The following is a 22338-nucleotide window of genomic DNA, read 5'->3' as shown; positions in this document are numbered from 1 at the left end:
ATAAAATAAAAGGCTGACCCTTAGCAGCGAGCCAACCTTTTAAGAATTCGACATTTCCTCTTTATTTCCTGCTGACCGCCTGGATTGCTTCAAGCAGCTGTTTATCGTTCTTCTCGTCCTTGATCCACTTCACAACAGCTTGCTCTAAAGCAACTGCCGTCTTGGCATCGATCTCGCCTGTAACCGGCAGGCCGGTATTGCTTTGGAAGTTCTTCACAGACTGTTCCGTCGAGGCGTTGAAGTATCCGTCATCCCGCTGGGTAGCATAGCCAAGACCAGTCAGCATCACCTGCGCATTCCGCACTTGCTCCCCGAGCATATCCTTACGCAATGTATCCTTTAACGTAAGTCTCGCTACGGTATACAGCTTAGGCGGCTGTACTTCAACCGTTGGCTTAATCCCCTTCTGATGAATCCAATTGCCATCCGGCGTCAGCCATTTCGCAATCGTCATTTTCACAAGACTGCCGTCTCCCAGCGTTTTGTTGTAGCTGACCTGCACCGTTCCTTTGCCGTAAGAAGTCTCCCCGACAAGAACGGCCTTAGCCCGTTCCTGCAGCGCTCCTGCCAGAATCTCGGAAGCACTGGCGCTGCCCTTGTTCATTAATACCGCAATCGGATAGGTCTTGCCCCCGCCTTGCGATTCCGTTTTGTCCCGATGGCCGTCGCGGTCTTCGACCTGTACGATTGTTTCACCCTTCGGTATGAACTGCTGTGCGATTTCAACCACAACCGGCAGCACACCACCCGGATCATTACGCACATCGATGACTAGCCCCTTCATCCCTTGCTTCTCCAGCTTGGCGAGTTCTTCCTTGAACCTGTCTGCTGTGTTGAGTGAGAACTGGCGAATCTCGATCACGCCTACACCATCACTTCGGAGATTGGCATACACCGTCTCCACATCAATATCATCACGGACGAGGATCAGATCAATCGGCTGGGTATTCCCAACGCGCTCGATCCGAAGCTTCGCTTTTGTCCCCTTAGGGCCGCGGATTTTGGCTACTGCATCATTTAACGTAAGACCGTCCAGTTTGTCGCCGTTGACCGACAGGACGATATCCTTGGCAAGCAGTCCCGCGCGTTCAGCCGGTGAGCCTTTGATTGGCGCAACGACTACTACCTTCCCTTTCTCGAGCGTAACTTCTGCCCCGATTCCGGAGAAAGATCCTTCAATAGACTCGGAAAACTGCTTGGCGACATCCTCCTCCATATAGACGGAATAAGGATCATCAAGCGATTCCATCATACCTCTGACAGCTCCGTCTACCAGCTCATCCCGGTCTATGTCCTTGAAGTACTTGGTTTCAATCAAGCCCAGAACCGCATTGATTTTCGACTCTTCCTTCCTGCTCAGCCCGGCACCTTCGCTTGCCGAAGCAGCGGATAAGGAAGCCTGCTTCCCGTTGGCCGGCCAAAAGACTTGATCTCCTATGGTCAGCGTTACGAGCACTGAAGCAACCATCGTCATCAGCAGAAGGACGAACACGGTTCTTCCTTTAAAATACACGTTCCACACCACCTTATCATTTGACCCATTCCAGATTTTAAGTGAACCTCATTAGTATATGAAAGTCTGTCCATATTTATTTGCAGCTTCTTCCTAATGCAGGAGAAGGCATACTCGTGAAATAACGGAACAATTCCGCATCCCTCGGTATGCCTTCCAAGAAAGTTATTTCAAATAGCCTGCCGGATCAACCGTTGCCTCGTTCTTCCGGACTTCGAAGTGGAGATGCGGTCCTGTCGAATTACCCGTACTGCCGACCTCTGCAATTTTCTGACCTTTCTTCACGCTCTGACCCTTCTCTACTTTAATGCCACCATTGCGGATATGCCCGTACAACGTCCATAATCCGTTGCCATGATCGATAATGACTGCGTTTCCGTAACCGCTCCATACTTGGGCTACGATAACAATACCCGACTCTGCTGCATAAATATCTGTCCCCTGCTTCGCTGCAAAGTCGATGCCGGTATGAAGCTTCTTCACATGGGTAATCGGATGGATACGGTAGCCGTAATTTGAACTGATCCGGTATGTACCACGAATAGGCATGCCCAGCTTGCCGCCCGAATAAGGGTTTTTGATCGAATTCTTCTGTTTGTTCAAATCCGACACTTTCTTCGCCAAGGCAATCAGCTGCTGTTCCTGCTCCTCGCTGATGTCCTCAAGTTCTTCCATCTCTTTGTTGTAGTTTGCGATCAGAACTTCTTTCTCTTCCTCTTTTTCGTTCAGCTCCGATTTGTACTTCTGGAGCTTCGTATACATGGTCTTTACTTCTCCAAGCGCCGTTTCGACGTTCACTTTCTTCTCAGCGACCATTGCTTTATCCTTCTTGTGCTGTTCGAGGATCGAGCGGTCTTGACTCAGGATGGATTGCAAAGAATCGAACCGGTCAAGAAAGTCAGAGAAGCTGGTTGCACTGAACAGAACATCCAAATAGGAGACAACGCCATTCTCATACATAAGCTTCAGACGGGACTGGAGCAGCGCATCCCGCTCCTTCACCTGCTCTTCTGCCTTGACCAGCTCTTTGCCGGCCTTCTGGAGCTCTTCTTCCTTCGTATCCACCTGGTCTTGCACATAGTTCAGGTTGTCTGCAACCTGATTCAGCTGTTTGTTCAATTTAAGGATTGCCTGCTGAGCGTCTTCCTTCTTGCCTGCTATATCTTCTTTCTTCTGGTCGGCATTTTTGGCGATTTGCTGCGCCTGCTCAATCTGCTTCTTCGCTGCAGCGAGATCTTTGTTGATTTTATCCAAGGAGGATGCGGCATTTCCGCCAACAGGCTGCAACATAAATACGGTCAACATCGTTATGACGATAAATAGTTTTTTTACCTTCACCTGCGCGGTCACCTACACTTTCAAATATTTGCGTACCGAGATCGTACTTCCCCATACCCCAATCAAGGTGCCGAGGCCAATCAAGAGCGCTGCGATTTGCCAACCACAATCTGCAACAGGAATCAGCTTAATCATCAATAAGCCCAGTTCGACTTCATTCAAACGCACAAGCTCCGAGTAAGCCAGCAGAACAACCACGGTTGTAATCCCTGAAGCCACGATTCCGATTAACGCACCTTCTACAAAGAATGGCCAGCGGATAAAAGAGTTCGTTGCCCCTACCAGCTTCATAATGCCAATCTCCCGGCGTCTTGCCAGAATCGTCATCTTGATCGTAGTCGAGATCAGGAACATTGCCGTAACGCCAAGGCCAATAACGACGATCAGACCGATGTTGCGGATGGCATTCGTAATCTTGAACATCTTCTCAACCGTGCCTTGTCCGTATTTGACGCTTGTAATCGGCTTTGCCTCATCGTCATTATTCAGAGCGCTGATTTGATCTGCAGTCACGCCGATATTTTGCGGGTCAAACACCTCAACGGTGAATGAGTCCGGCAGCGGGTTGCTGTCCTTGTCATAACCGTCTAACAGCGCGTCGCCGTCCTTGCCGAGATTTTTGCGGAGAAGCTCAAGCCCTTCTTCCTTGGATACAAACTCGACTTTGCTGACGTCGGCCAGCTTGCGGATTTTGTTCTCGAGCTGATTCGCTTTCTGCTGATCAATATCCGTCTGCAGGTAAACGCGGATTTGCACCTGGCTTTCAATGTTAGATGCCATGCTGTTAATGTTCAGCGCCAGCAATACGAATACGCCCAGCAGGAAGAGCGAGAAAAAGATCGAGCTGATCGAAGCGAAGGACATCCATCCGTTACGGATGATGTTCTTGAAGCCTTCGCGCAGATGGCGGAGCAGCGTACTAAACTTCATACCCGTACTCCCCTCTTGCTTCATCGCGGGCAATGTTGCCGTTCTCGATGGCGATGACGCGTTTGCGCATCGTATTTACGATCTCTTTGTTGTGCGTTGCCATGACAATCGTTGCGCCGCGGAAATTGATCTCCTCGAGCAGATTCATAATGCCCCACGAAGTCTCGGGATCAAGGTTGCCGGTCGGCTCATCCGCTACGATAACGGTTGGATTATTCACAATCGCCCGCGCAATGGCAACACGCTGCTGCTCACCGCCGGACAGCTGGGCAGGCAGGCTGGAATGCTTATGTTTCAGTCCGACCAGATCGAGCACCTCCATCGTCCGCTTCTTGATCAGGCGGCGCGGTGCTTCGATAACTTCCATGGCGAAGGCTACATTCTCATAAATCGTCAGCTTCGGAAGAAGCCGGAAATCTTGGAAAATAACGCCGATATTACGTCTAACGTACGGGATTTTACGAGGCTTCAGCTTGCCAATATTGAAACCGTTGACGGAAATTTGCCCTTTCGTTGGCACTTCCTCACGGTAGATCAGTTTCATGAAGGTGGATTTGCCGGCGCCGGATGGGCCGACGAGGTACACGAATTCGTTGCGATCTATGCGGACAGATACGCCTTTCAGGGCGTGAGTACCGTCGGTGTAAGTCTTCCATATGTCTTGCATCTCTATCAACATTATCACATCCTGTTTTTTATCAAATTCTAAGCATTTATAAGTCTTTGTCTTATAAATAGGACTTAGAATTCTCCGGAATGAAACGCTCCCCGCTATCAATGGACGGCGGAAGCCATTTCACCTCGGCCTTACTATTTCGACAGGGATATACGAAATCCTTCACATTGGGTCTTATTTCCTCATTTTTCACAATTCTCATAAACGTTCGAAGGGTTGATTTTCCTCGAGTTTTGGCCTTTTATACGACAAAACGCCTTGTCGCCTAATGACGAAAATATGGAAAACAGAGTAAGTGACAAGTCGCCTTCCTCCTCTGCATATACATGAAACACTGTCATTTTTGAACGGAAAGGGTGGTCTTACGATGTGGAAAAAGCTGCACTTATGGATCATTGTTATTTTTGCGCTGCTATTAGTCGCTTCAGTCGGCTATGGCGCCCTGTCCTACTATGCCGGGCAGGATACCGTACCCGAGCAGGTCACAGCCGGAGGGGTAGACGTCGGGGGCTTGCCGATTGATGATGCGCTGAAGAAGCTGGATCAATATGAACAGATGCTGGAGAGCCGGACGATTACCGTCGAAGGCAATGCCGAAGCTAAGGCTGAGGGCAGCAAACAGTGGAGGGCTTCCGAGATCGGATATAACGCAGAGTTCATTGGGGTCCGGGAGGAAATTAAAAAGCTCCGTACGGGGGATGTGTGGACCCGCTCGAAGTTCCGTTACCACTTCCCGGCTTCCTTTGAGCTGAAGCAAAGCTATGATGCTGCCGTCTTTGGCAAGCTCGTCCGGGCCGAGTGGGACTGGATTGACTCGAACGAGCCGGTGAACGCCACACGCACAATCGCAAGCAACGATAAGGTTGTCTATACGCCGCATACCGATGCTTACCGTATTGATGTGGAGCCTTTGGAGAAAAAGGTTGCGTCCTGGATTATCATCCCGGACAGCCAGATTGGCGGGCAGCCGGAGCAGGCGCTCTCTATGCAGCTTGAAGTGAAAACCGTTCAACCGGACATCACTTTGGAGAAGCTGAAGGATGAAGGCATCGACCGTAAAATCATCGAGTTCACGACCAATTTTGCCACGAGTGCCGAAGGCCGGGCTTTTAACGTAACATCGACGGCTAAAGTGTTAAACGACTGGGTGCTTGAACCTGGCGAGGTGTTCTCTTACGGGGATGTGGTGAAAAAGACCGAAAAGGAATATGGCTACAAAGAAGCTCCCGTTATATCTAATGGCAAGCTTGTACCCGGTATCGGAGGCGGCATCTGTCAGGTGTCCAGCACCTTATATAATGCGATTCTCCGAGTATCAGGAATCGATATCGTCGAACGGCGCAATCACTCTCTTCCCGTCGCTTATCTGCCTAAGGGTCAAGACGCCACCTTTGCTTCCGGCGCAATCGACTTCCGCTTCCGCAACTCGACCGGCAAAAAGCTGATTATCCGCACCGTTGTGGAAGACCGAAAGCTGACGGTGAAGCTGTTTGGCACCATGCCGGAAAATATCCGCTATGATATTGAATCCAAAGTGGTGAAGACGGTGCAGCCAGCCGTGCAAAAAGTGACGGATAAATCGTTAGAAGCCGGTCAGAGTGTTACCGTTCAGAATGGCTCTCTTGGCTATGTCGTTGATACGTACCGCACGCTTGTGAAAGACGGCAAAGCTGTCTCCCGCGAGAAAGTATCGCATGATACGTATCGTGCACAGCCAATTATTATCCATGTTGCACCAGGCGCCGGCGGCTCGGCAGGCTCGCAAAACTCCGGTGTCGTAGAAGACGGGATCTGATTCACCCTATAGCATAATAGTGCGGTTTTGCCCATTAGCTCGAGCTTATAGTGAAGTCGTACATTCTCTCGACGGTTTGAGCCACTTTAGAGAGTTAGCGCCGCTACATTGGACTTCTTACAGTATAATGCGGATTCTTCAACCTGCAGCATACGCTACATTGGATTGCATGCAGCATAATAGGCTCATTTGGGACATTGGCGGCTCATTCTGGCTACTTTTACTGGAGTGACTCCAACTTAGCACCGCCCTCCATCCCTGTTAGCCTAATTTTACTGGAGAAACCCAACGTAGTAGATTTAATGGGGACTGTCTGTTCATGCTGGAAAAAATATAGTAAACTGTTGGCAGACGAAGAACGTCCTTAGCCTTTTGGCTGAGGGCGTTTTTTTATTTTTTAAGGAGGGACTAGATTGGTTGAATTTGAAGAAGCGCATCAACAATTTCTAACAGAACATTTAGAATTGAGAGGTGGTGAAAGAAAGGGCCGTTTAGCACGAGGACATAACTATGCGGAAAAGCTGCTACTGCAAAACATTTGGTGGCCGTTGTTTGGCAGTTTTGAACATTTATTCCCGAATATGAAGTCTATGATTGGAACCGCAAATCGCAGTTTTTAGACTTTGCTTTCCTGCCACCCTACGGTAAATTCGGCATTGAATGCGACGGCTACCAAAGTCATGTCAAAGATATGGACCGCGAGAAATTGAGCTATTCATTAAATAGGGATACATTCCTGACCGGACTGGGTTGGACCATGATCCACTTTTCCTTTGATGATGTACAGAATCGGCCCGAGATATGCAGAATGCTGCTTCAACATGTCATTAGTCCTCGTCTTTTCCGCAGCAGTTCTTCACCTGATCCAACTCTATTGCTTGAGAAAGAAATATTACGTTATGCTTATCAGCTTAGCAGATCGATCCGTCCAAAGGATGTATCGGACCACCTGAAAATTGATTTTCGGACTGCCCGCAATAAGCTGCAATCCCTCACTTCCAAAGGTATGCTTAAACCAATCGAGCGCGGAACCCAGATCCGACGTTACGAACTAACCGATAGAGCAATGGAGTCATTGTTGTAGCTGCTACGACTTCTGAATATGCCAACACATTGATTGGTGATCGAATTCAATGTAGTCCTAAACCGACTTCTTACCTTATATGCTGATTTTTACTGGAATGAATCCAATGTAGCCGCCTCATGAGGGGAAGTGTTTACTTTATATGATAGTCGAAGGAGTTACGTTGGATTTCGTGCAGTATATTGCGGCGTTTTCGACCGGCAGCTTATGCTACATTGGACTGCATGCAGTATAAGAAGCAGACTTAGACTATCTCGGCTCATTACTGTTCTTTTTACTGGAGTGAATCCAATGTAGCACCACTCCCCATCCCTATTTTCCTAATTTTACTGGAGTGAATCCAACGTACTGCCTCGTGTTGCAGGGGGCGGTGTAGCACCGCTCTCCATCCTTATTTGCCTAATTTTACAGGAGTGAATCCAACGTACCGCCTCGTGTTGAGCGTGCGCGGACGCGCAGCAGGCGGGCACGCACGCTCAGCCGTTACCGGGTGAAAATAAAAAGACCATCAGCACCGCTATAAAGCGGGTTGATGGTCTTTATTCGGATTAACGGCTTTTCTCGGCGTATTCCGTAACCCAGGCAGCGGTTTGCTCAAGCACCTGCTCGGCACGGCCGATTGCGGCCTCCACCTGTGCTTTTGCTGTGCCGCCGTATACATTGCGGGCATTAACAACCTGCTCCGGCTGAAGCACGTTGTAGATACGGTCGTCGAACAGCTGCGAGAACTGCTTGAACTCTTCCAGCGTCAGATCAAGCAGGTATTTGTTCTGCTGGATGCAGTACAATACCGTCTTGCCGATCACTTCATGCGCTTGACGGAACGGCAGGCCTTTGCCAACGAGGAAATCGGCAATGTCGGTCGCGTTCGAGAAGTCCTTGTTAACCGCTTGACGCATTTGGTCTTTGTTGACCTTCATCGTCGCGATCATTGGGGCAAACAGCTGCAAAGCGCCTTGCATCGTTTTCACCGTGTCGAACATGCCTTCCTTGTCTTCCTGCATATCCTTGTTGTAAGCAAGCGGCAAGGATTTCAGTACGGTCAACAGACCAACCAGGTTGCCGTAGACACGGCCGGTTTTACCGCGTACTAGCTCCGGAACGTCCGGGTTCTTCTTCTGCGGCATAATGCTGCTGCCCGTGCAGAACGCATCATCCAGCTCGACAAAACGGAACTCCGTGCTCGACCACAGGATCAGCTCTTCGCTCAGACGCGAAAGGTGCATCATGATGATCGAAGCATGGGACAGGAACTCCAGGATAAAATCGCGGTCGCTTACCGCATCCAGACTGTTCTCGTACACACGGTCGAATTTCAGCTGGCTTGCGACAAAATGACGGTCGATCGGGAACGTTGTTCCCGCCAATGCGCCAGCGCCAAGCGGCAGCATGTTGATACGCTTGTAGCTGTCCTGCAGACGCTCCAGATCGCGGCCAAACATCGAAACGTAGGCCATCAGATGATGGGCGAACAGGATTGGCTGCGCACGCTGCAAATGCGTGTAGCCCGGTACGATGGTATCGATGTTGGCTTTCGCCTGCTCGATCAGCGCGGATTGCAGCTTATGCAGCATATCCACGAATTCAACGACGCGTTTGCGCAGGTACAAGTGCATGTCCGTTGCCACTTGGTCGTTACGGCTGCGGCCGGTGTGAAGCTTGCCGCCAACCGGACCAACGTCGTCGATCAGCGTTTTTTCAATATTCATATGGATGTCTTCATCAGAAATAGAAAATTCGATATCATTGCGTTTGATGCGCTGCAGTACGCGGTGAAGCCCGTCCTTGATCGCCTCCACGTCATCTGCAGGCAGAATGCCCTGCTTGCCAAGCATCGTTACATGCGCCAGGCTGCCTTGGATGTCTTCTTCCGCAAGCTCTTTATCGAACATAATGGATGCTGTATATTCCTCTACCAATTGGTCGGTCTTCTTCGTGAACCGGCCGCCCCACAATTTGCTCACTCGTTACACTCCCTCCCGAATTGCCATAAAGGCCGCTAGATGCAACGCACATAACGGCCTTGATGAGTATTCGGTTCAATTTATTTCTTGCTTTGTTCTACGCCGGACGATACTTTCAGACGAAGCGCGTTCAGGCGGATGAAGCCAGTAGCATCGCCTTGATCGTATGCTTGCGAAGGATCTGCTTCCATTGTTGCGATATCCGGGTTGTACAAGCTTACCGGGCTCTTCACACCAGCGCCGATGACATTGCCTTTGTACAGCTTCAGGCGAACAACGCCCGTTACGTTCTTTTGCGACTCGGCAACAAGGGTTTGCAGCGCAAGGCGCTCAGGTGCGAACCAGAAGCCGTTGTATACGAGTTGCGCATATTTCGAAATGAGGGAATCACGAAGGTTCATCACTTCGCGGTCCATCGTGAGCGATTCCATCTTGCGGTGTGCCGTGAACAGGATTGTGCCGCCCGGTGTCTCGTACACGCCGCGGCTCTTCATGCCAACGAAGCGGTTCTCTACCATGTCTACGCGGCCGATGCCATGCTTGCCGCCCAGTTCGTTCAATTTATCCATAACGCCAAGCGGGCTCAGCTTCTCACCGTTAATTGCGATGCAGTCGCCAGCTTCAAAAGTCAACTCAACGTATTCCGCTTGGTCCGGAGCTTTCTCCGGAGACACGCTCAGCACGTACATCTCTTCGTTCGACTCGGCGCTAGGATCAAACCAAGGATCCTCAAGCATGCCGGACTCAAAGCTGATATGCAGCAGGTTGCGGTCTGTCGAGTAAGGCTTGGAAGCCGAAGCCGTAACCGGAATGCCATGCTTCTCGGCAAAAGCGATCATCTCCGCGCGGCCCGGGAACTCTTCCCGGAAGCGCTCTTCACGCCATGGCGCGATTACTTTGATGTCCGGAGCAAGAGCAGCCACGCCCAGCTCGAAACGCACTTGGTCATTGCCTTTGCCTGTTGCGCCGTGAGCGATCATCGTAGCTCCCTCTGCGCGGGCGATCTCCACCATACGTTTCGCAATCAGAGGACGTGCGATCGATGTGCCGAGCAGGTATTGGCCTTCATACAGCGCTGCCGCCTGGAACATTGGGAAAATAAAATCACTCGCGAACTCAGCGCGCAGGTCATCGATATAAACCTTCGATGCGCCAGTTGCCAGAGCTTTGGCTTCAAGGCCGTCGAGCTCTTCTTTTTGACCGATATCCGCCGTGAAAGCGATGATTTCTGCGTCATACGTTTCTTTCAGCCATTTCAAGATGATGGACGTATCCAGACCGCCGGAATAGGCCAGTACAATTTTTTCCTTCGCCATAATTTCTCCTAGCACCCCTTTAATTTATTAAAAACAAGTCTCATGCTACATGATTGCTGCCATAATCGCTTTTTGCGCGTGCAAACGGTTCTCTGCCTGATCGAAAATAATCGAGTTCGGACCGTCGATAACGCCTTCGCTTACTTCTTCCCCGCGGTGAGCAGGCAAACAGTGCATGAACAGGTAATCCTTCTTCGCGTATTTCGCCAAAGCTTCGTTCACTTGATAGTTCGCGAAAGCAAGCTCGCGCTCCTTCTGCTCCGCTTCTTGACCCATGCTTGCCCAAACGTCGGAATAGACCACATCCGCATTCGCGATTGCTTCCTTCGGATCACGGCACAGATGGATCCGCGCGCCGGTTTCTTTCGCATTGTCAATCGACTGCTTAACAAGATCCGGATCAGGATCATAACCTTCAGGTGTAGCGATGGAAATATCAACGCCGAGCTTAGCAGCGCCCATCATGAGGGAGTGAACAACGTTATTGCCGTCGCCGATGTAAGCGAGCTTCAACCCTTCAAGGCGTCCTTTATGCTCGAGGATAGTCTGGTAATCCGCCAGTGCCTGGCATGGATGAGACATATCTGTAAGGCCGTTAATAACCGGGATCGTTGCTCCGCGCGCAAGCTCTACCACGTTGCGGTGTGCGAATGTACGGATCATGATACCGTCGAGGTAACGCGACAGTACTTGTGCCGTGTCAAGAATCGGTTCACCGCGGCCGATTTGCAGGTCATTACCGCTCAGGAACAGCCCTTGGCCGCCCAGCTGGTAGATACCAACTTCGAACGATACGCGGGTACGAGTGGACGATTTTTCAAAAATCATACCAAGCGTCTTGCCCTTGAGCGGCTGATAAACCTCACCGGCTTTTTGCTTCTTCTTCAAATCAATCGCAAGATCGATCAAATATCTGATTTCCTCCGGCGTGTAATCCAGAAGCATAAGGAAATCCCTACCCTTCAAGCTAGCCGCCAAATCTTCCTTTACTGTATCTACCATCGTGATACCTCCTGCAATGAATTATCACCAAAATGACCGCGATCTGTCATCGTGATGATTCATACTTCGAAAGCATAAGCTTATGAATTTATTTCAAGCCATTAAACTTTAACCGCATTAGACAACAATTGCGTCAGAATTGATACCGCCTGATCTACTTCTTCCTTCGTCACCAGAAGGTTTGGCAGGAGGCGAACAACATTAGGTCCCGCGGAAATAACGAGCAAGCCTTGCTCTTGCGCTTCCGTCAGTACTTGTGCAATCGGCTCAGCGCATTCGATGCCCACGATCAGACCTTGACCGCGTACTTCCTTCACGAACGAATGACCTGCCAGATGCTTGTTCAGTTCATCCATCAAGTAAGCGCCCATCTCCGCCGCACGCTCCGGCAAACGTTCGCCAACAATGGTCTCGATTGTCGCCTTCACCGCTGCAGTCGCAATTGGCGTACCGCCAAACGTTGATCCGTGGCTGCCGGGGCCAAATGCTTCGCGAAGCTTATCCTTCGCAACCGCCGCGCCAACCGGGAACCCGCTTCCAAGACCTTTTGCCAATGTGAAAATATCCGGTTCAATGCCGTAATGCTCATACGCGAACAGCTTGCCCGTACGGCCCATGCCCGTCTGGATTTCATCCACGATGATCAGTATGCCGTTCTCTTCGCAAAGCTGAACCATTTCTTGCACGAATGCCGGGTCAGCCGGATAAATACCGCCCTCGGCTTGAATCATCTCGAGCATTACTGCAGCTGTTTTATCCGAGATCGCCGCTTTCAAAGCTTCGATATCGTTATAAGGAATGTATTTGAATCCTTCCGGCAAAGGCGCAAAGCCTTCCTTCACCTTCTCTTGCCCAGTAGCTGTCAAGGTTGCCAGCGTACGGCCATGGAAGGATTGGGCAAACGTAATAATCTCATAACGTCCGTTGCTTCGCACCTTCTGCTGGTAACGGCGCGCCATCTTGATGGCTGCTTCATTCGCCTCCGCACCGGAATTGCAGAAGAATACGGCATCGCCGCTGCTATTGGAGGTAATAAGGTGTGCCGCCTCTTCCTGGTTCGGAATCCGGAACAGGTTCGAGACATGCCACAGCTCATCAAGCTGCTTAATAAGAGCTTCTTTCACTTGGCGCGGTGCATGGCCGAGATTCGTAACGGCAATGCCGCTCATGAAATCCAGATATTTATTGCCTTTGTCATCCCAAAGCCAGCTTCCTTCGCCTTTCACAAGTGCAATTGGATATCTCGCGTACGTTGGCAGCAAGGATTGCTCAGGTGCTGCCGCTACTTTCGTGTCACTCATCGACTATAACCGCCTCTCTCTACTCCTGTACGATCCGTGTACCAACGCCGCCTTCACGTACCGCATTGGTTAATACGCCCGGCACTTCGCCGCTCACGATAACAACTTCGCGCACGCGTCCTTGAATGCACTGTACGGCTGCGCGCACTTTCGGAATCATGCCGCCGTAAATCTCACCGCTGGCAATCATCTCTTCAATCTCAGCCACAGTGACCGTTGGGAGCACCCGCTTCTCGCCGTCTACCGTGCGCATAATGCCGGGCACGTCTGTTACGACAATCATCTGCTCGACACCAAGATGGGAAGCGACAGCACCAGCCGCCGTATCGGCGTTAATGTTATAACGCTGACCGCTTGCGTCGATTCCGATTGGCGCGATAACCGGCATATAGCCCATGGTCATAACGCCTTCAATCACTTCCGCATTTACATCGGTTACATCGCCGACAAAGCCGATTTCCGCTGCATTTGCGACCGGCTTCGCCTGAATCAGCAAGCCGTCTACACCGGACAAGCCAAGTGCTTTCGCCCCGTTTGTCTGGATTTTACGAACAATTTCTTTATTAATTCGGCCCGCCAGCACCATTTCGACTACGTCGAGCACAGCCTCATTCGTCTTGCGCAAACCGCTTACGAATTCCGTCTCAATGCCAAGCTTCGTCAGCGTCTCGGAGATGGCCGGACCGCCGCCGTGGACGATGACCGGATGAACGCCGGACTGCTGCAGCTCGCGCAGCTCGCCGAAGAAAGAATCGGGAAGCGCCGCCAGCGTGCTTCCGCCGCATTTCATTACAAAACGTTGTGCCATGTGAATCCGTTCCCCTCTGCCCTAGCGTTACGTACGATATGCCGCATTAATGCGGACATAATCATAAGTCAGGTCACAGCCCCAAGCCGTTGCCGTGCCATTGTCCATATGCAGGTCGACGCGGATCACAACCGTATCGCCCTTCAAGTATTCCAGCGCGGCGTCTTCGTCAAACGCAACCGGACGGGATTGCTCCAGTGTCACGATATCACCGATCCGAACGTCTACCGTATCCGGGTTAACCGGCTGGCCTGCACGGCCAACGGCCGCAATAATCCGACCCCAGTTCGCATCTGCGCCAAATACGGCGGACTTCACAAGGGAAGAGCCAATGACCGTCTTCGCGATTGCGTTAGCTGCATCGTCGCTCACTGCGCCGTGCACCTGCACTTCAACCAGCTTTGTTGCGCCTTCGCCGTCACGGGCGATTGCTTTCGCCAGCACCTCGCATACATGGCGGAGTCCTGCCGAGAAGGCTGCCCAGCCTTCATGCTCCGGCGTAAGCTCGCTGTTGCCCGCAAGGCCGCTTGCCATCGCTACAAGCATGTCATTCGTGCTTGTATCGCCGTCAACCGTAATCATATTAAACGTATAGTTAGTTGCTTCGCGAAGCAGCGCCTGAAGCGCATCGCTGCCGATTGCCGCATCCGTTGTCACAAAGCCGAGCATAGTGGCCATGTTCGGATGAATCATGCCGGAGCCTTTGGCCGCGCCGGCGATATGTACGGTCTGGCCGTCGATTTCAACCGAGACGCATACCATTTTTTGTACAAGGTCAGTGGTCAGGATTGCCTGGCAGAAGCCTTCCGATGCATGACGGTCCGACTGCAATTGAGCCGGAAGCGCATCGATGCCGGAGCGTACCTTATCCATCTTCAGGTTCTCGCCGATCACACCGGTCGAAGCTACCGCAACTTGATCTGCGGACACGCCAATAGACTCGGCAAAGCGCGAACGCATTTCGTAAGCATCCTCTTCGCCTTGCTTGCCTGTTACCGCATTAGCATTACCGCTGTTTACGATGACCGCACGCAGAAAACCGTCCGATTCAATGCTCTCACGCGTTACCTTGATTGGCGCCGCCTGGAATACATTCGTTGTGTAGACGCCCGCAGCAGCAGCCGGCACCTCGCATACGATCGCTCCAAGATCATAACGTGTTGTTTTTTTCAGGCCGCAGTGGAGACCACCGGCTCTGAATCCTTTAGGAGTCGTAATCGATCCGTCCGAGACGACCGAATACAGCGCTCTAGCTTGCACCTGTCCCATTTCTCCTCGTATCCCCTTCACCTTGTACGAATAATTGCTTTATTGAAAATTTAATAAGTATAATGGCATTTCTCACGGATAGACCGGTACGAACTGCAGTCCCAGACCTTCATCCCAGCCCATCATCAGATTGAGGTTCTGAATCGCTTGTCCCGACGCGCCTTTGACCAGGTTGTCGATAACCGAAACAATCGTTATGCGGCCTGTTCTTGCATCCAAGTTAAAGCCCAGATCGCAATAGTTCGAGCCCCAAACTTCCTTCGTCATCGGCATAACGCCTTCCTTGCGGACACGGACGAATTGGCGGCCCTCATAGAATTGCTTATATAGTTCAATAAAATCAGCCGTTGTATGCTCACCCTTCACGGCCCCGTACATCGTCGACATGATGCCTCTAGTCATCGGAACCAGATGCGGCGTGAACGTCGTCACAACCTCATGGCCTGCCGCTTCCGAGAGCACCATCTCAATTTCCGGAACGTGCTGGTGCTGGTTTACTTTATAGGCTTTAAAGTTCTCATTCAGCTCGGAGTAATGAGTACCGAGGCTTGCACCGCGTCCCGCGCCGGATACACCGGACTTCGCGTCGATAATAATCGAGGCCGGATCGATCCAGCCCGCCTTTACGGCAGGAACAAGACCAAGCAGAGCGGAGGTTACGAAGCAGCCCGGATTCGAAATAAACGAAGCGCCTTGAGCTTTGTCACCATTGATCTCGGGGAGAGCGTATAGAGCCTGCTTCAGGTAATGCTCATCCGCCGGTGTTTTTTTATACCACTTCTCGTATAAAGCGGTATCCTGCAAACGGTAGTCGCCGGACAAATCAATGACTTTAAGGCCGGCATCCAAAAGCTGCGGAGCAAGCTTTGCCGCTACGCCAGCCGGAGTTGCCGTAAAGACGAGATCAGCCTTTGCCTTGATGGCCTGCGGATCCACATCATCCAGCAAAGCCGTCTGAATATCCGTCAAATGCGGGAACCATTCTGCAATCGGCATACCCGCGCTGGACGAGGAAATAACCGATGTAATCTCCACCAACGGGTGGGAAGCCAACAAACGAATAAGCTCAATACCGCCATAGCCGGTAGAGCCGATTATTGCAACCTTAAGTTTCTCGCTCATATCCGTTCTCCCCTCACTGCATCATCATCTAAATCTATATTTTACATGAATCAAGTTCATATGGAAATATTACGTCGTTTCGTATTATTATACAGTCGTATTCATATTAATACAATGAAAAAAGATGTCATTTTCCGTACAATTTATTCCGATTTGAACCCCTGTCCAACGACTTCCGCCGTATTGCTGATTATGACAAAGGCCCCCGGATCAACCGCTCTCACAAGCTGCTTCAGCTTGGCCGCCTCCATCTGCCCGACGACGACCATCAGCACTTGGCGCTTCTCGTTGGTGTATCCGCCATGCGCATCCAGCCTTGTTACTCCGCGGTCCAGGTCATGCAGAATCGCCTCAACAAGCAGGTCGGCATGATCGCTGATAATAAAAGCAACCTTCGACAGCGGAAGACCGCTTTGAATAATATCAATGGTCTTGCTTGTAGCGAACAATCCGATCAGTGCATATAAAGCCGCCTCCGGAGTAATAAAAATACCCGACGCCGCGATCACGCAGCCGTCAAAGCAGGCTACCGCAAGTCCAAGCGGAATGCCGGTATACCGATGCAAAATCTGGGCAGCCAAATCGAGTCCTCCCGTGGAGCCCCTGCCGCGGAACACAATACCAAGTCCGATACCAACCCCGATACCGCCGTAAATGGCCGCCAGCAGCATATTGTCGGTTGGCGGCGACCAATCTGCCGTAAGCAGGACGAATAGCGGAAGCACAATGGTGCCCAGGAGAGTTTTTAACGCAAAACGTTTGCCCAATAGGAACAGCCCGGCCAGGAACAGCGGAATGTTAAGCGCCCATTGCGTGTAGGCGGGCGTGATGCCCAGCGTCTTATGAACAAGGATGGATATACCCGACACACCGCCTGACGCGATTGAGTTCGGCGCGAGAAAAAGGTTAAAGCTGAGTGCTACTACAAATGAACCGATGATAACCTGCAGAAAGCTCCAGATGACATCTGCAGGAGTTGCCTTCCTGCCAACCGGGCGCCTGCTGCGCTTGGCGTGTTTCCTGCTGTTATTCTTGCTCTTGCTGTCCATGGATGACCATGCCGCCTCTCTGTATGTCTGCTTCTTCTAAATGTATTCATGTACGCATGACCTTCCATCGTATGTAACCCCGATTGCACAAAAAAGAAGAGTTCCAACCTTTATAAGTGTTGGAGCTCTTCCCCAAAGCTATGCATATGAACTTGCTGATATCTTAGTCGTGGCGGATCTGATTGCGCAAATAGCCGTCGATAAAAGCATCCAGGTCGCCGTCCATAACGGCTCCAACGTTGCCTGTCTCCACCGAGGTCCGGTGATCCTTCACCATGCTGTACGGATGGAAAACATACGAACGGATTTGGCTGCCCCATGCGATATCCGATTGCTCGCCGCGAATCTCGGCCAGATGCTTCTGCTGCTCTTCGATCTTGCGCTCGTAGAGCTTCGAACGGAGCATATTCATCGCACGCTCGCGGTTCTGAATCTGAGAACGCTCCTGTTGGCAGGCAACGACAATTCCCGACGGAATATGCGTAATCCGGATCGCGGATTCCGTCTTGTTTACGTGCTGGCCGCCGGCACCGCTGGCGCGGTACGTATCGACCTTCAGATCCTCGGAACGGATCTCCACCTCAATATCTTCCGTAATCTCTGGCACTACATCACAGGATACGAAGGACGTATGTCTGCGGCCGGAGGAGTCGAACGGCGAGATACGGACGAGGCGGTGAACGCCTTTCTCTGCTTTCAGGTAGCCGTAGGCATTATAGCCTTTAACCGCAATCGTTACGCTTTTAATGCCCGCTTCATCGCCATCCTGGTAATCAAGCACTTCAACCTTGAAGCCATGCTTCTCGGCCCAGCGTGTATACATCCGGTACAGCATTTGCCCCCAGTCCTGCGACTCGGTGCCGCCAGCACCTGGATGCAGCTCGAGAATAGCATTGAGTTTATCATAGGGCTGGTTAAGCAAGAGCTGCAGCTCGAAGCTGTTAACCTTCTCAACAAGAGCCGCAATTCCTTCGATCAGCTCGGCTTCCAGCGACTCGTCGCTCTCTTCCTCCGCCAATTCCATCATCGTCTGCAGATCTTCCGATTCCACATACAGCCGATCATATTGCTCAACGACCGACTTAATCGCATTCATCTCCGAGATAACGCCCTGCGCTTTCGTATTATCATCCCAGAAATCAGGGGCAGTCATCTTCTCCTCAAAGTTTGCGATATGCTCCAGCTTCAGATCTAAGTCAAAGAGACCCCCTGAGTTCTTGGAGACGCTTTGCTACTTCACGCAAATCCTGTTTCACATTTGGTTCTATCATAGCGTTAGCTTCACCTCAAAATTAAGTATGCGCGGCCCTGCTTCATCAAATCCGCTTAGACCGCATAAAACGCGCCGTTCTGCCGCAAAGGGCAGACCGGCGCGTTCAAACCGTTATGTTACATTATGCGCATGGCAAGGCTAATGTCACTTACCCATGCCATGGCACATTTTATACTTCTTGCCGCTGCCGCATGGGCACAGATCGTTGCGTCCTGTACGCTCTTCACGTTTCGCAGGGCGCTTCTCGGCCTCAGCAGGACTGTTCGTCGTCGTTTGGCCTTGCGCGACCTCTTGACGCTCCAGATTGCTTTCAACGCGGGCCTTCATGATGTACTTCGCGACTTCTTCCTGGATGCTGTAGATCATTTCCTTGAACATCTCGAAGCCTTCGAATTGGTACTCGCGAAGCGGATCCGTACCGCCGTATGCACGAAGGTGGATACCTTGACGGAGCTGATCCATCGCATCGATGTGATCCATCCATTTGCTGTCTACTGCGCGCAGTACGACAACCTTCTCGAATTCACGCATCGTCTCGGCGCCAAGCTCGGCTTCGCGCTCATCATAATAAGCGACAACTTTGCCCTTGATGAGCTCAACGATATCTTCCTTCTCTTTGCCCCACAGATCATCCTTGCTGAAGGTATCTTCAGGCACCAGGTTCGAATTCGCGTAATCCGCGATTTCCTGCAGATCCCACTCTTCCGGAATATCGCCTTCGGTATGGGCATCAACCACATGCTCGATAACCGGTACGATCATCTCCATAACGATTTCGCGGATGTTCTCCGAGTACAATACGTCACGGCGCTGCTTGTAGATGACTTCACGCTGCTGATTCATCACGTCGTCATATTGGAGGACGACTTTACGGGTATCAAAGTTGCTGCCCTCTACGCGCTTCTGAGCGGACTCAACGGCACGCGTAATAAGGCGGCTCTCGATCGGCTGGTCTTCTTCAAGGCCCAGACGGTCCATCATCCCCATAATGTTCTCCGCACCAAAGCGGCGCATCAGTTCATCCTCGAGGGAGAGATAGAACTGCGAGGAGCCCGGGTCGCCTTGACGGCCGGCACGACCGCGCAGCTGGTTGTCGATACGACGGCTCTCATGGCGCTCTGTACCGATGATGTGCAAACCACCCAGATCCGCGACACCTTCGCCAAGCAAAATATCCGTACCGCGTCCCGCCATGTTGGTAGCGATCGTAACCGCGCCAGCTTGACCTGCGCGGGAAATAATCTCTGCTTCCTCCGCATGGAACTTCGCATTCAGCACTTTGTGCGCGACGCCGCGTTTTTTCAGCATATCGGCTAATCTCTCGGAGTTCTCGATGGAGATCGTACCAACCAGTACAGGCTGGTTATTTTTATGGCGTTCCACAATCTCTTCGACAACGGCTTTAAACTTGCCGTTCTCGGATTTGTAGACAACGTCCTGCAAATCTTTACGGATAAGTGAACGGTTCGTCGGAATTTGAATAACTTCCAGACCGTAGATCCGTTTGAACTCCTCTTCCTCTGTCTTCGCCGTACCGGTCATGCCGGACAGCTTGCGGTACATACGGAAGTAGTTCTGGAACGTAATCGTTGCGAGCGTCATGCTCTCGTTCTGAACCTTCAGCTGCTCTTTCGCTTCGATTGCTTGGTGCAGACCGTCGCTGTAGCGGCGGCCGGCCATCAGACGGCCCGTGAATTCGTCAACGATAACAACTTCATCTTCATTAACGACATAATCAACGTCGCGCTTCATGATGACATGCGCTTTAAGCGCCTGCTGGACATGGTGGTTAAGCGTTACGTTCGCATGATCGAATAAGTTCTCGATGCCGAAGGCTTTCTCCGCCTTCTCAACGCCTGCTTCTGTCAGCGTCACGTTACGAAGCTTGATATCAACCGTATAATCCTCTTCTTGCTTCAAACGGCTGACGAAACGGTCAGCTGCAAAGTAGAGCTCAGTCGATTTTTGTGCTTGTCCGGAAATAATAAGCGGAGTACGCGCTTCGTCGACCAGGATGGAGTCCACTTCGTCAATAATGGCATAATAAAGCGGGCGTTGAACCATTTGCTCCTTGTATAGCACCATGTTATCACGCAAATAGTCAAAACCAAACTCATTGTTCGTTCCGTAAGTAATATCGCAAGCATAAGCTTCTTGCTTCTCCTCATGCGTCAAGCCGTGCAGGTTACAGCCGACTGTCAGTCCGAGGAAAGTATAAAGAGCAGCCATGATCTGACTGTCACGTTGTGCAAGGTAATCATTGACCGTGATAACATGCACGCCTTTGCCTTGCAAAGCGTTCAAGTAAGTCGGAAGGGTCGCAACGAGCGTCTTGCCTTCACCGGTTCTCATCTCCGCGATCTTGCCTTCATGGAGCACCATACCGCCCATCAGCTGTACGTCAAAATGACGCATGCCAAGCGTACGCTTCGACGCTTCACGGACAACCGCAAATGCTTCCGGCAAAATCTGATCAATGCTCTCGCCTTTTTCAAGACGTGCTTTGAATTCTTCGGTTTTGTTGCGCAGCTGTTCGTCCGTGAGCGGAGTTATCGAGGACTCCAGTCCGTTAATTTCTTCTACCGTTCGCGTGAGACGCTTGACCTCGCGCTCGTTCGCATCACCGAATATTTTTTTCACTAGTCCGAGCATGGTCTTCCCCTTTCATAAATACGCCTGTTTGCCTTAAATTGTAACAGTTTGTAGTGACGCTCGCAACGCATCGCGTTCATTTCCAGCAATAAGCATGTATACTTTCATATAAAAGGCCTCTTCCCCGTTCGGAGAAAAGGCCGTCGCTCTCAATTTTATAAGTATAAGTGTAGTTATTATGGCCGGTTTCAGAATTATACTTGCTCGATCAGCCCATACTTCCCGTCGCTGCGTTTGTAGACAACGTTCACTTCCTTATTATCGACATTGGAAAATACGAAGAAGTTATGTCCAACCATGTTCATTTGCAAAATCGCTTCCTCAACGTCCATCGGCTTCAGCATGAAGCGCTTCGTCCGGACGAGCTCAAGTTCATCTTCCTCATCCATAACGGATACGGCTGTTTGACCGGCCCCTTCCTTAAACAGCGATTTGACACCGCTCTCATGACGGAACTTTCGGTTGATTTTGGTCTTATGTTTGCGAATTTGACGTTCCAGTTTGTCCACCACGACATCAATTGAGGAATACATATCCTCGCTCTTGTCTTCCGCCCTCAGCATAACGCCAACCAGCGGGATTGTGACTTCCACAGCGTGTTTGCCTTTGGTTACAGACATCGTAACGGTTGTTTCGGAGGCAGGTGCTTCAAAATACTTTTCCAGTCGACTGATCTTCTTCACAGCATACTCTCGTAAAGCTTCTGTCACTTGAAAACGATGACCTCGAATGATGTATTTCATGGGGCATTCCTCCTTTACGTACTCTTATTATAACATATGCAGGAACCTAATTCAAAATAGTTTTTTATTTATTGTGAATTTTCAGATAATATTTTCGAAGGATCTGCCTGAAATTTTTTCTTCATTAATAAGGGGACTAGCTGTGTGACAGTATGGATGAAAAGGGGATAAAAAAATGAAAAGCCCCGGTTTCCCGGAGCTTAGAATAGGCACTTGTCAATCGAACCATATAATGTGGCTGATGAGTCAGCCTAGATGATTACAGTTTGACTACGTTTGCAGCTTGTGGACCGCGAGCGCCTTCTACGATGTCGAATTCGACCGCTTGGCCTTCTTCGAGAGTTTTGAAGCCTTCGGCTTGGATTGCGGAGAAATGAACGAATACGTCGCCGCCTTGTTCAGTCTCAATAAATCCGTAACCCTTCTCTGCGTTAAACCATTTAACTTTACCTTGCATACATAAACAGTCCCTTCATCTTCAAATACTGTGAGGCGTCTAAGAT

Annotated in this window: 17 protein-coding genes and 1 pseudogene; 2 read left to right on the top strand and 16 right to left on the bottom strand. The window is 50.8% G+C overall.

The genetic code is table 11. The features are described 5' to 3' along the window. Nucleotides 1–61 precede the first annotated feature (61 nt). The 4 genes from BM200_RS27215 to ftsE form a co-directional block, all read right to left on the bottom strand. Complete coding sequence (locus BM200_RS27215) at nucleotides 62–1513, bottom strand: S41 family peptidase (protein WP_091190039.1); 1452 nt, start codon at nucleotides 1511–1513, stop codon at nucleotides 62–64. 165 nt (nucleotides 1514–1678) lie between these two features. Beyond that, complete coding sequence (locus BM200_RS27210; RefSeq protein ID WP_091190038.1) at nucleotides 1679–2851, bottom strand: murein hydrolase activator EnvC family protein; 1173 nt, start codon at nucleotides 2849–2851, stop codon at nucleotides 1679–1681. Nucleotides 2852–2863: 12 nt separating this feature from the next. Next, nucleotides 2864–3781 carry a permease-like cell division protein FtsX gene (ftsX, locus tag BM200_RS27205; protein ID WP_091190035.1) on the bottom strand — a complete coding sequence of 306 codons (918 nt, stop codon included), beginning with the start codon at nucleotides 3779–3781 and terminating at the stop codon, nucleotides 2864–2866. Continuing rightward, nucleotides 3771–4457 (bottom strand): cell division ATP-binding protein FtsE, encoded by a 687-nt coding sequence (ftsE, locus tag BM200_RS27200; protein ID WP_091190152.1) that lies wholly within the window; start codon nucleotides 4455–4457, stop codon nucleotides 3771–3773. Before ftsE ends, ftsX begins: the two co-directional genes overlap by 11 nt. 367 nt (nucleotides 4458–4824) lie before the next feature. Between ftsE and BM200_RS27195 the strand changes: the two genes are divergently transcribed. Then, nucleotides 4825–6252, top strand: a complete 1428-nt coding sequence (locus BM200_RS27195) for a VanW family protein (RefSeq protein WP_091190034.1) — start codon at nucleotides 4825–4827, stop codon at nucleotides 6250–6252. A gap of 413 nt (nucleotides 6253–6665) precedes the next feature. Continuing rightward, nucleotides 6666–7336: pseudogene (locus BM200_RS27190) on the top strand (hypothetical protein). Between the two features lie 548 nt (nucleotides 7337–7884). Here BM200_RS27190 and argH read toward each other — a convergent pair. From argH to BM200_RS27130, 12 genes are all read right to left on the bottom strand, one after another. Continuing rightward, nucleotides 7885–9300, bottom strand: coding sequence for an argininosuccinate lyase (gene argH, locus BM200_RS27185; RefSeq protein ID WP_091190033.1), 1416 nt, complete (start codon nucleotides 9298–9300; stop codon nucleotides 7885–7887). Between the two features lie 80 nt (nucleotides 9301–9380). Beyond that, nucleotides 9381–10616 carry an argininosuccinate synthase gene (locus BM200_RS27180; protein ID WP_091190031.1) on the bottom strand — a complete coding sequence of 412 codons (1236 nt, stop codon included), beginning with the start codon at nucleotides 10614–10616 and terminating at the stop codon, nucleotides 9381–9383. A 45-nt stretch (nucleotides 10617–10661) separates the two neighbouring features. Continuing rightward, nucleotides 10662–11618 carry an ornithine carbamoyltransferase gene (gene argF / locus BM200_RS27175; protein WP_091190030.1) on the bottom strand — a complete coding sequence of 319 codons (957 nt, stop codon included), beginning with the start codon at nucleotides 11616–11618 and terminating at the stop codon, nucleotides 10662–10664. A 101-nt stretch (nucleotides 11619–11719) separates the two neighbouring features. Beyond that, nucleotides 11720–12919: an acetylornithine transaminase gene (locus tag BM200_RS27170; RefSeq protein WP_091190028.1), complete on the bottom strand. Its 1200-nt coding sequence runs from the start codon at nucleotides 12917–12919 to the stop codon at nucleotides 11720–11722. A 19-nt stretch (nucleotides 12920–12938) separates the two neighbouring features. Continuing rightward, on the bottom strand, nucleotides 12939–13727 hold the full coding sequence (argB, locus tag BM200_RS27165) for an acetylglutamate kinase (RefSeq protein WP_091190027.1): 789 nt from the start codon (nucleotides 13725–13727) through the stop codon (nucleotides 12939–12941). Between the two features lie 27 nt (nucleotides 13728–13754). Beyond that, entirely contained in the window at nucleotides 13755–14996 is a 1242-nt protein-coding gene (argJ, locus tag BM200_RS27160) for a bifunctional ornithine acetyltransferase/N-acetylglutamate synthase (protein ID WP_091190026.1), read from the bottom strand. Between the two features lie 72 nt (nucleotides 14997–15068). Next, nucleotides 15069–16118, bottom strand: a complete 1050-nt coding sequence (gene argC / locus BM200_RS27155; RefSeq protein ID WP_091190025.1) for an N-acetyl-gamma-glutamyl-phosphate reductase — start codon at nucleotides 16116–16118, stop codon at nucleotides 15069–15071. Between the two features lie 143 nt (nucleotides 16119–16261). After that, on the bottom strand, nucleotides 16262–17167 hold the full coding sequence (locus BM200_RS27150; protein ID WP_091190024.1) for a YitT family protein: 906 nt from the start codon (nucleotides 17165–17167) through the stop codon (nucleotides 16262–16264). Nucleotides 17168–17330: 163 nt separating this feature from the next. Continuing rightward, nucleotides 17331–18438, bottom strand: a protein-coding gene (gene prfB / locus BM200_RS27145; RefSeq protein WP_139230844.1) for a peptide chain release factor 2 whose coding sequence is annotated in 2 segments (ribosomal slippage) — nucleotides 17331–18365 and nucleotides 18367–18438 — 1107 coding nt in all. Because the reading frame shifts where the segments join, the coding sequence is not laid out codon by codon here. 146 nt (nucleotides 18439–18584) lie between these two features. After that, the gene (secA, locus tag BM200_RS27140; protein WP_091190021.1) at nucleotides 18585–21092 is read right to left on the bottom strand and encodes a preprotein translocase subunit SecA; all 2508 of its coding nucleotides are present in this window, start codon (nucleotides 21090–21092) and stop codon (nucleotides 18585–18587) included. A 194-nt stretch (nucleotides 21093–21286) separates the two neighbouring features. Further along, entirely contained in the window at nucleotides 21287–21835 is a 549-nt protein-coding gene (gene hpf, locus BM200_RS27135) for a ribosome hibernation-promoting factor, HPF/YfiA family (protein WP_091190019.1), read from the bottom strand. Between the two features lie 259 nt (nucleotides 21836–22094). Further along, nucleotides 22095–22292 carry a cold-shock protein gene (locus tag BM200_RS27130; protein WP_015847290.1) on the bottom strand — a complete coding sequence of 66 codons (198 nt, stop codon included), beginning with the start codon at nucleotides 22290–22292 and terminating at the stop codon, nucleotides 22095–22097. Nucleotides 22293–22338 lie beyond the last annotated feature (46 nt).

It is taken from the genome of Paenibacillus catalpae (assembly GCF_900112695.1).
GTDB lineage: Bacteria > Bacillota > Bacilli > Paenibacillales > Paenibacillaceae > Pristimantibacillus > Pristimantibacillus catalpae.
Note: the sequence above shows the minus strand (reverse complement) of the source record. Positions and strands in the feature narration are given on the sequence as shown.

Coding starts and splice junctions, on each gene's coding strand:
- ftsX (WP_091190035.1), bottom strand. CDS start 3,781: ATGAAGTTTAGTACGCTGCTCCGCCATCTGCGCGAAGGCTTCAAGAAC.
- BM200_RS27195 (WP_091190034.1), top strand. CDS start 4,825: ATGTGGAAAAAGCTGCACTTATGGATCATTGTTATTTTTGCGCTGCTA.
- BM200_RS27180 (WP_091190031.1), bottom strand. CDS start 10,616: ATGGCGAAGGAAAAAATTGTACTGGCCTATTCCGGCGGTCTGGATACG.
- argF (WP_091190030.1), bottom strand. CDS start 11,618: ATGGTAGATACAGTAAAGGAAGATTTGGCGGCTAGCTTGAAGGGTAGG.
- BM200_RS27170 (WP_091190028.1), bottom strand. CDS start 12,919: ATGAGTGACACGAAAGTAGCGGCAGCACCTGAGCAATCCTTGCTGCCA.
- argB (WP_091190027.1), bottom strand. CDS start 13,727: ATGGCACAACGTTTTGTAATGAAATGCGGCGGAAGCACGCTGGCGGCG.
- argJ (WP_091190026.1), bottom strand. CDS start 14,996: ATGGGACAGGTGCAAGCTAGAGCGCTGTATTCGGTCGTCTCGGACGGA.
- argC (WP_091190025.1), bottom strand. CDS start 16,118: ATGAGCGAGAAACTTAAGGTTGCAATAATCGGCTCTACCGGCTATGGC.
- BM200_RS27150 (WP_091190024.1), bottom strand. CDS start 17,167: ATGGACAGCAAGAGCAAGAATAACAGCAGGAAACACGCCAAGCGCAGC.
- secA (WP_091190021.1), bottom strand. CDS start 21,092: ATGCTCGGACTAGTGAAAAAAATATTCGGTGATGCGAACGAGCGCGAG.
- hpf (WP_091190019.1), bottom strand. CDS start 21,835: ATGAAATACATCATTCGAGGTCATCGTTTTCAAGTGACAGAAGCTTTA.
- BM200_RS27130 (WP_015847290.1), bottom strand. CDS start 22,292: ATGCAAGGTAAAGTTAAATGGTTTAACGCAGAGAAGGGTTACGGATTT.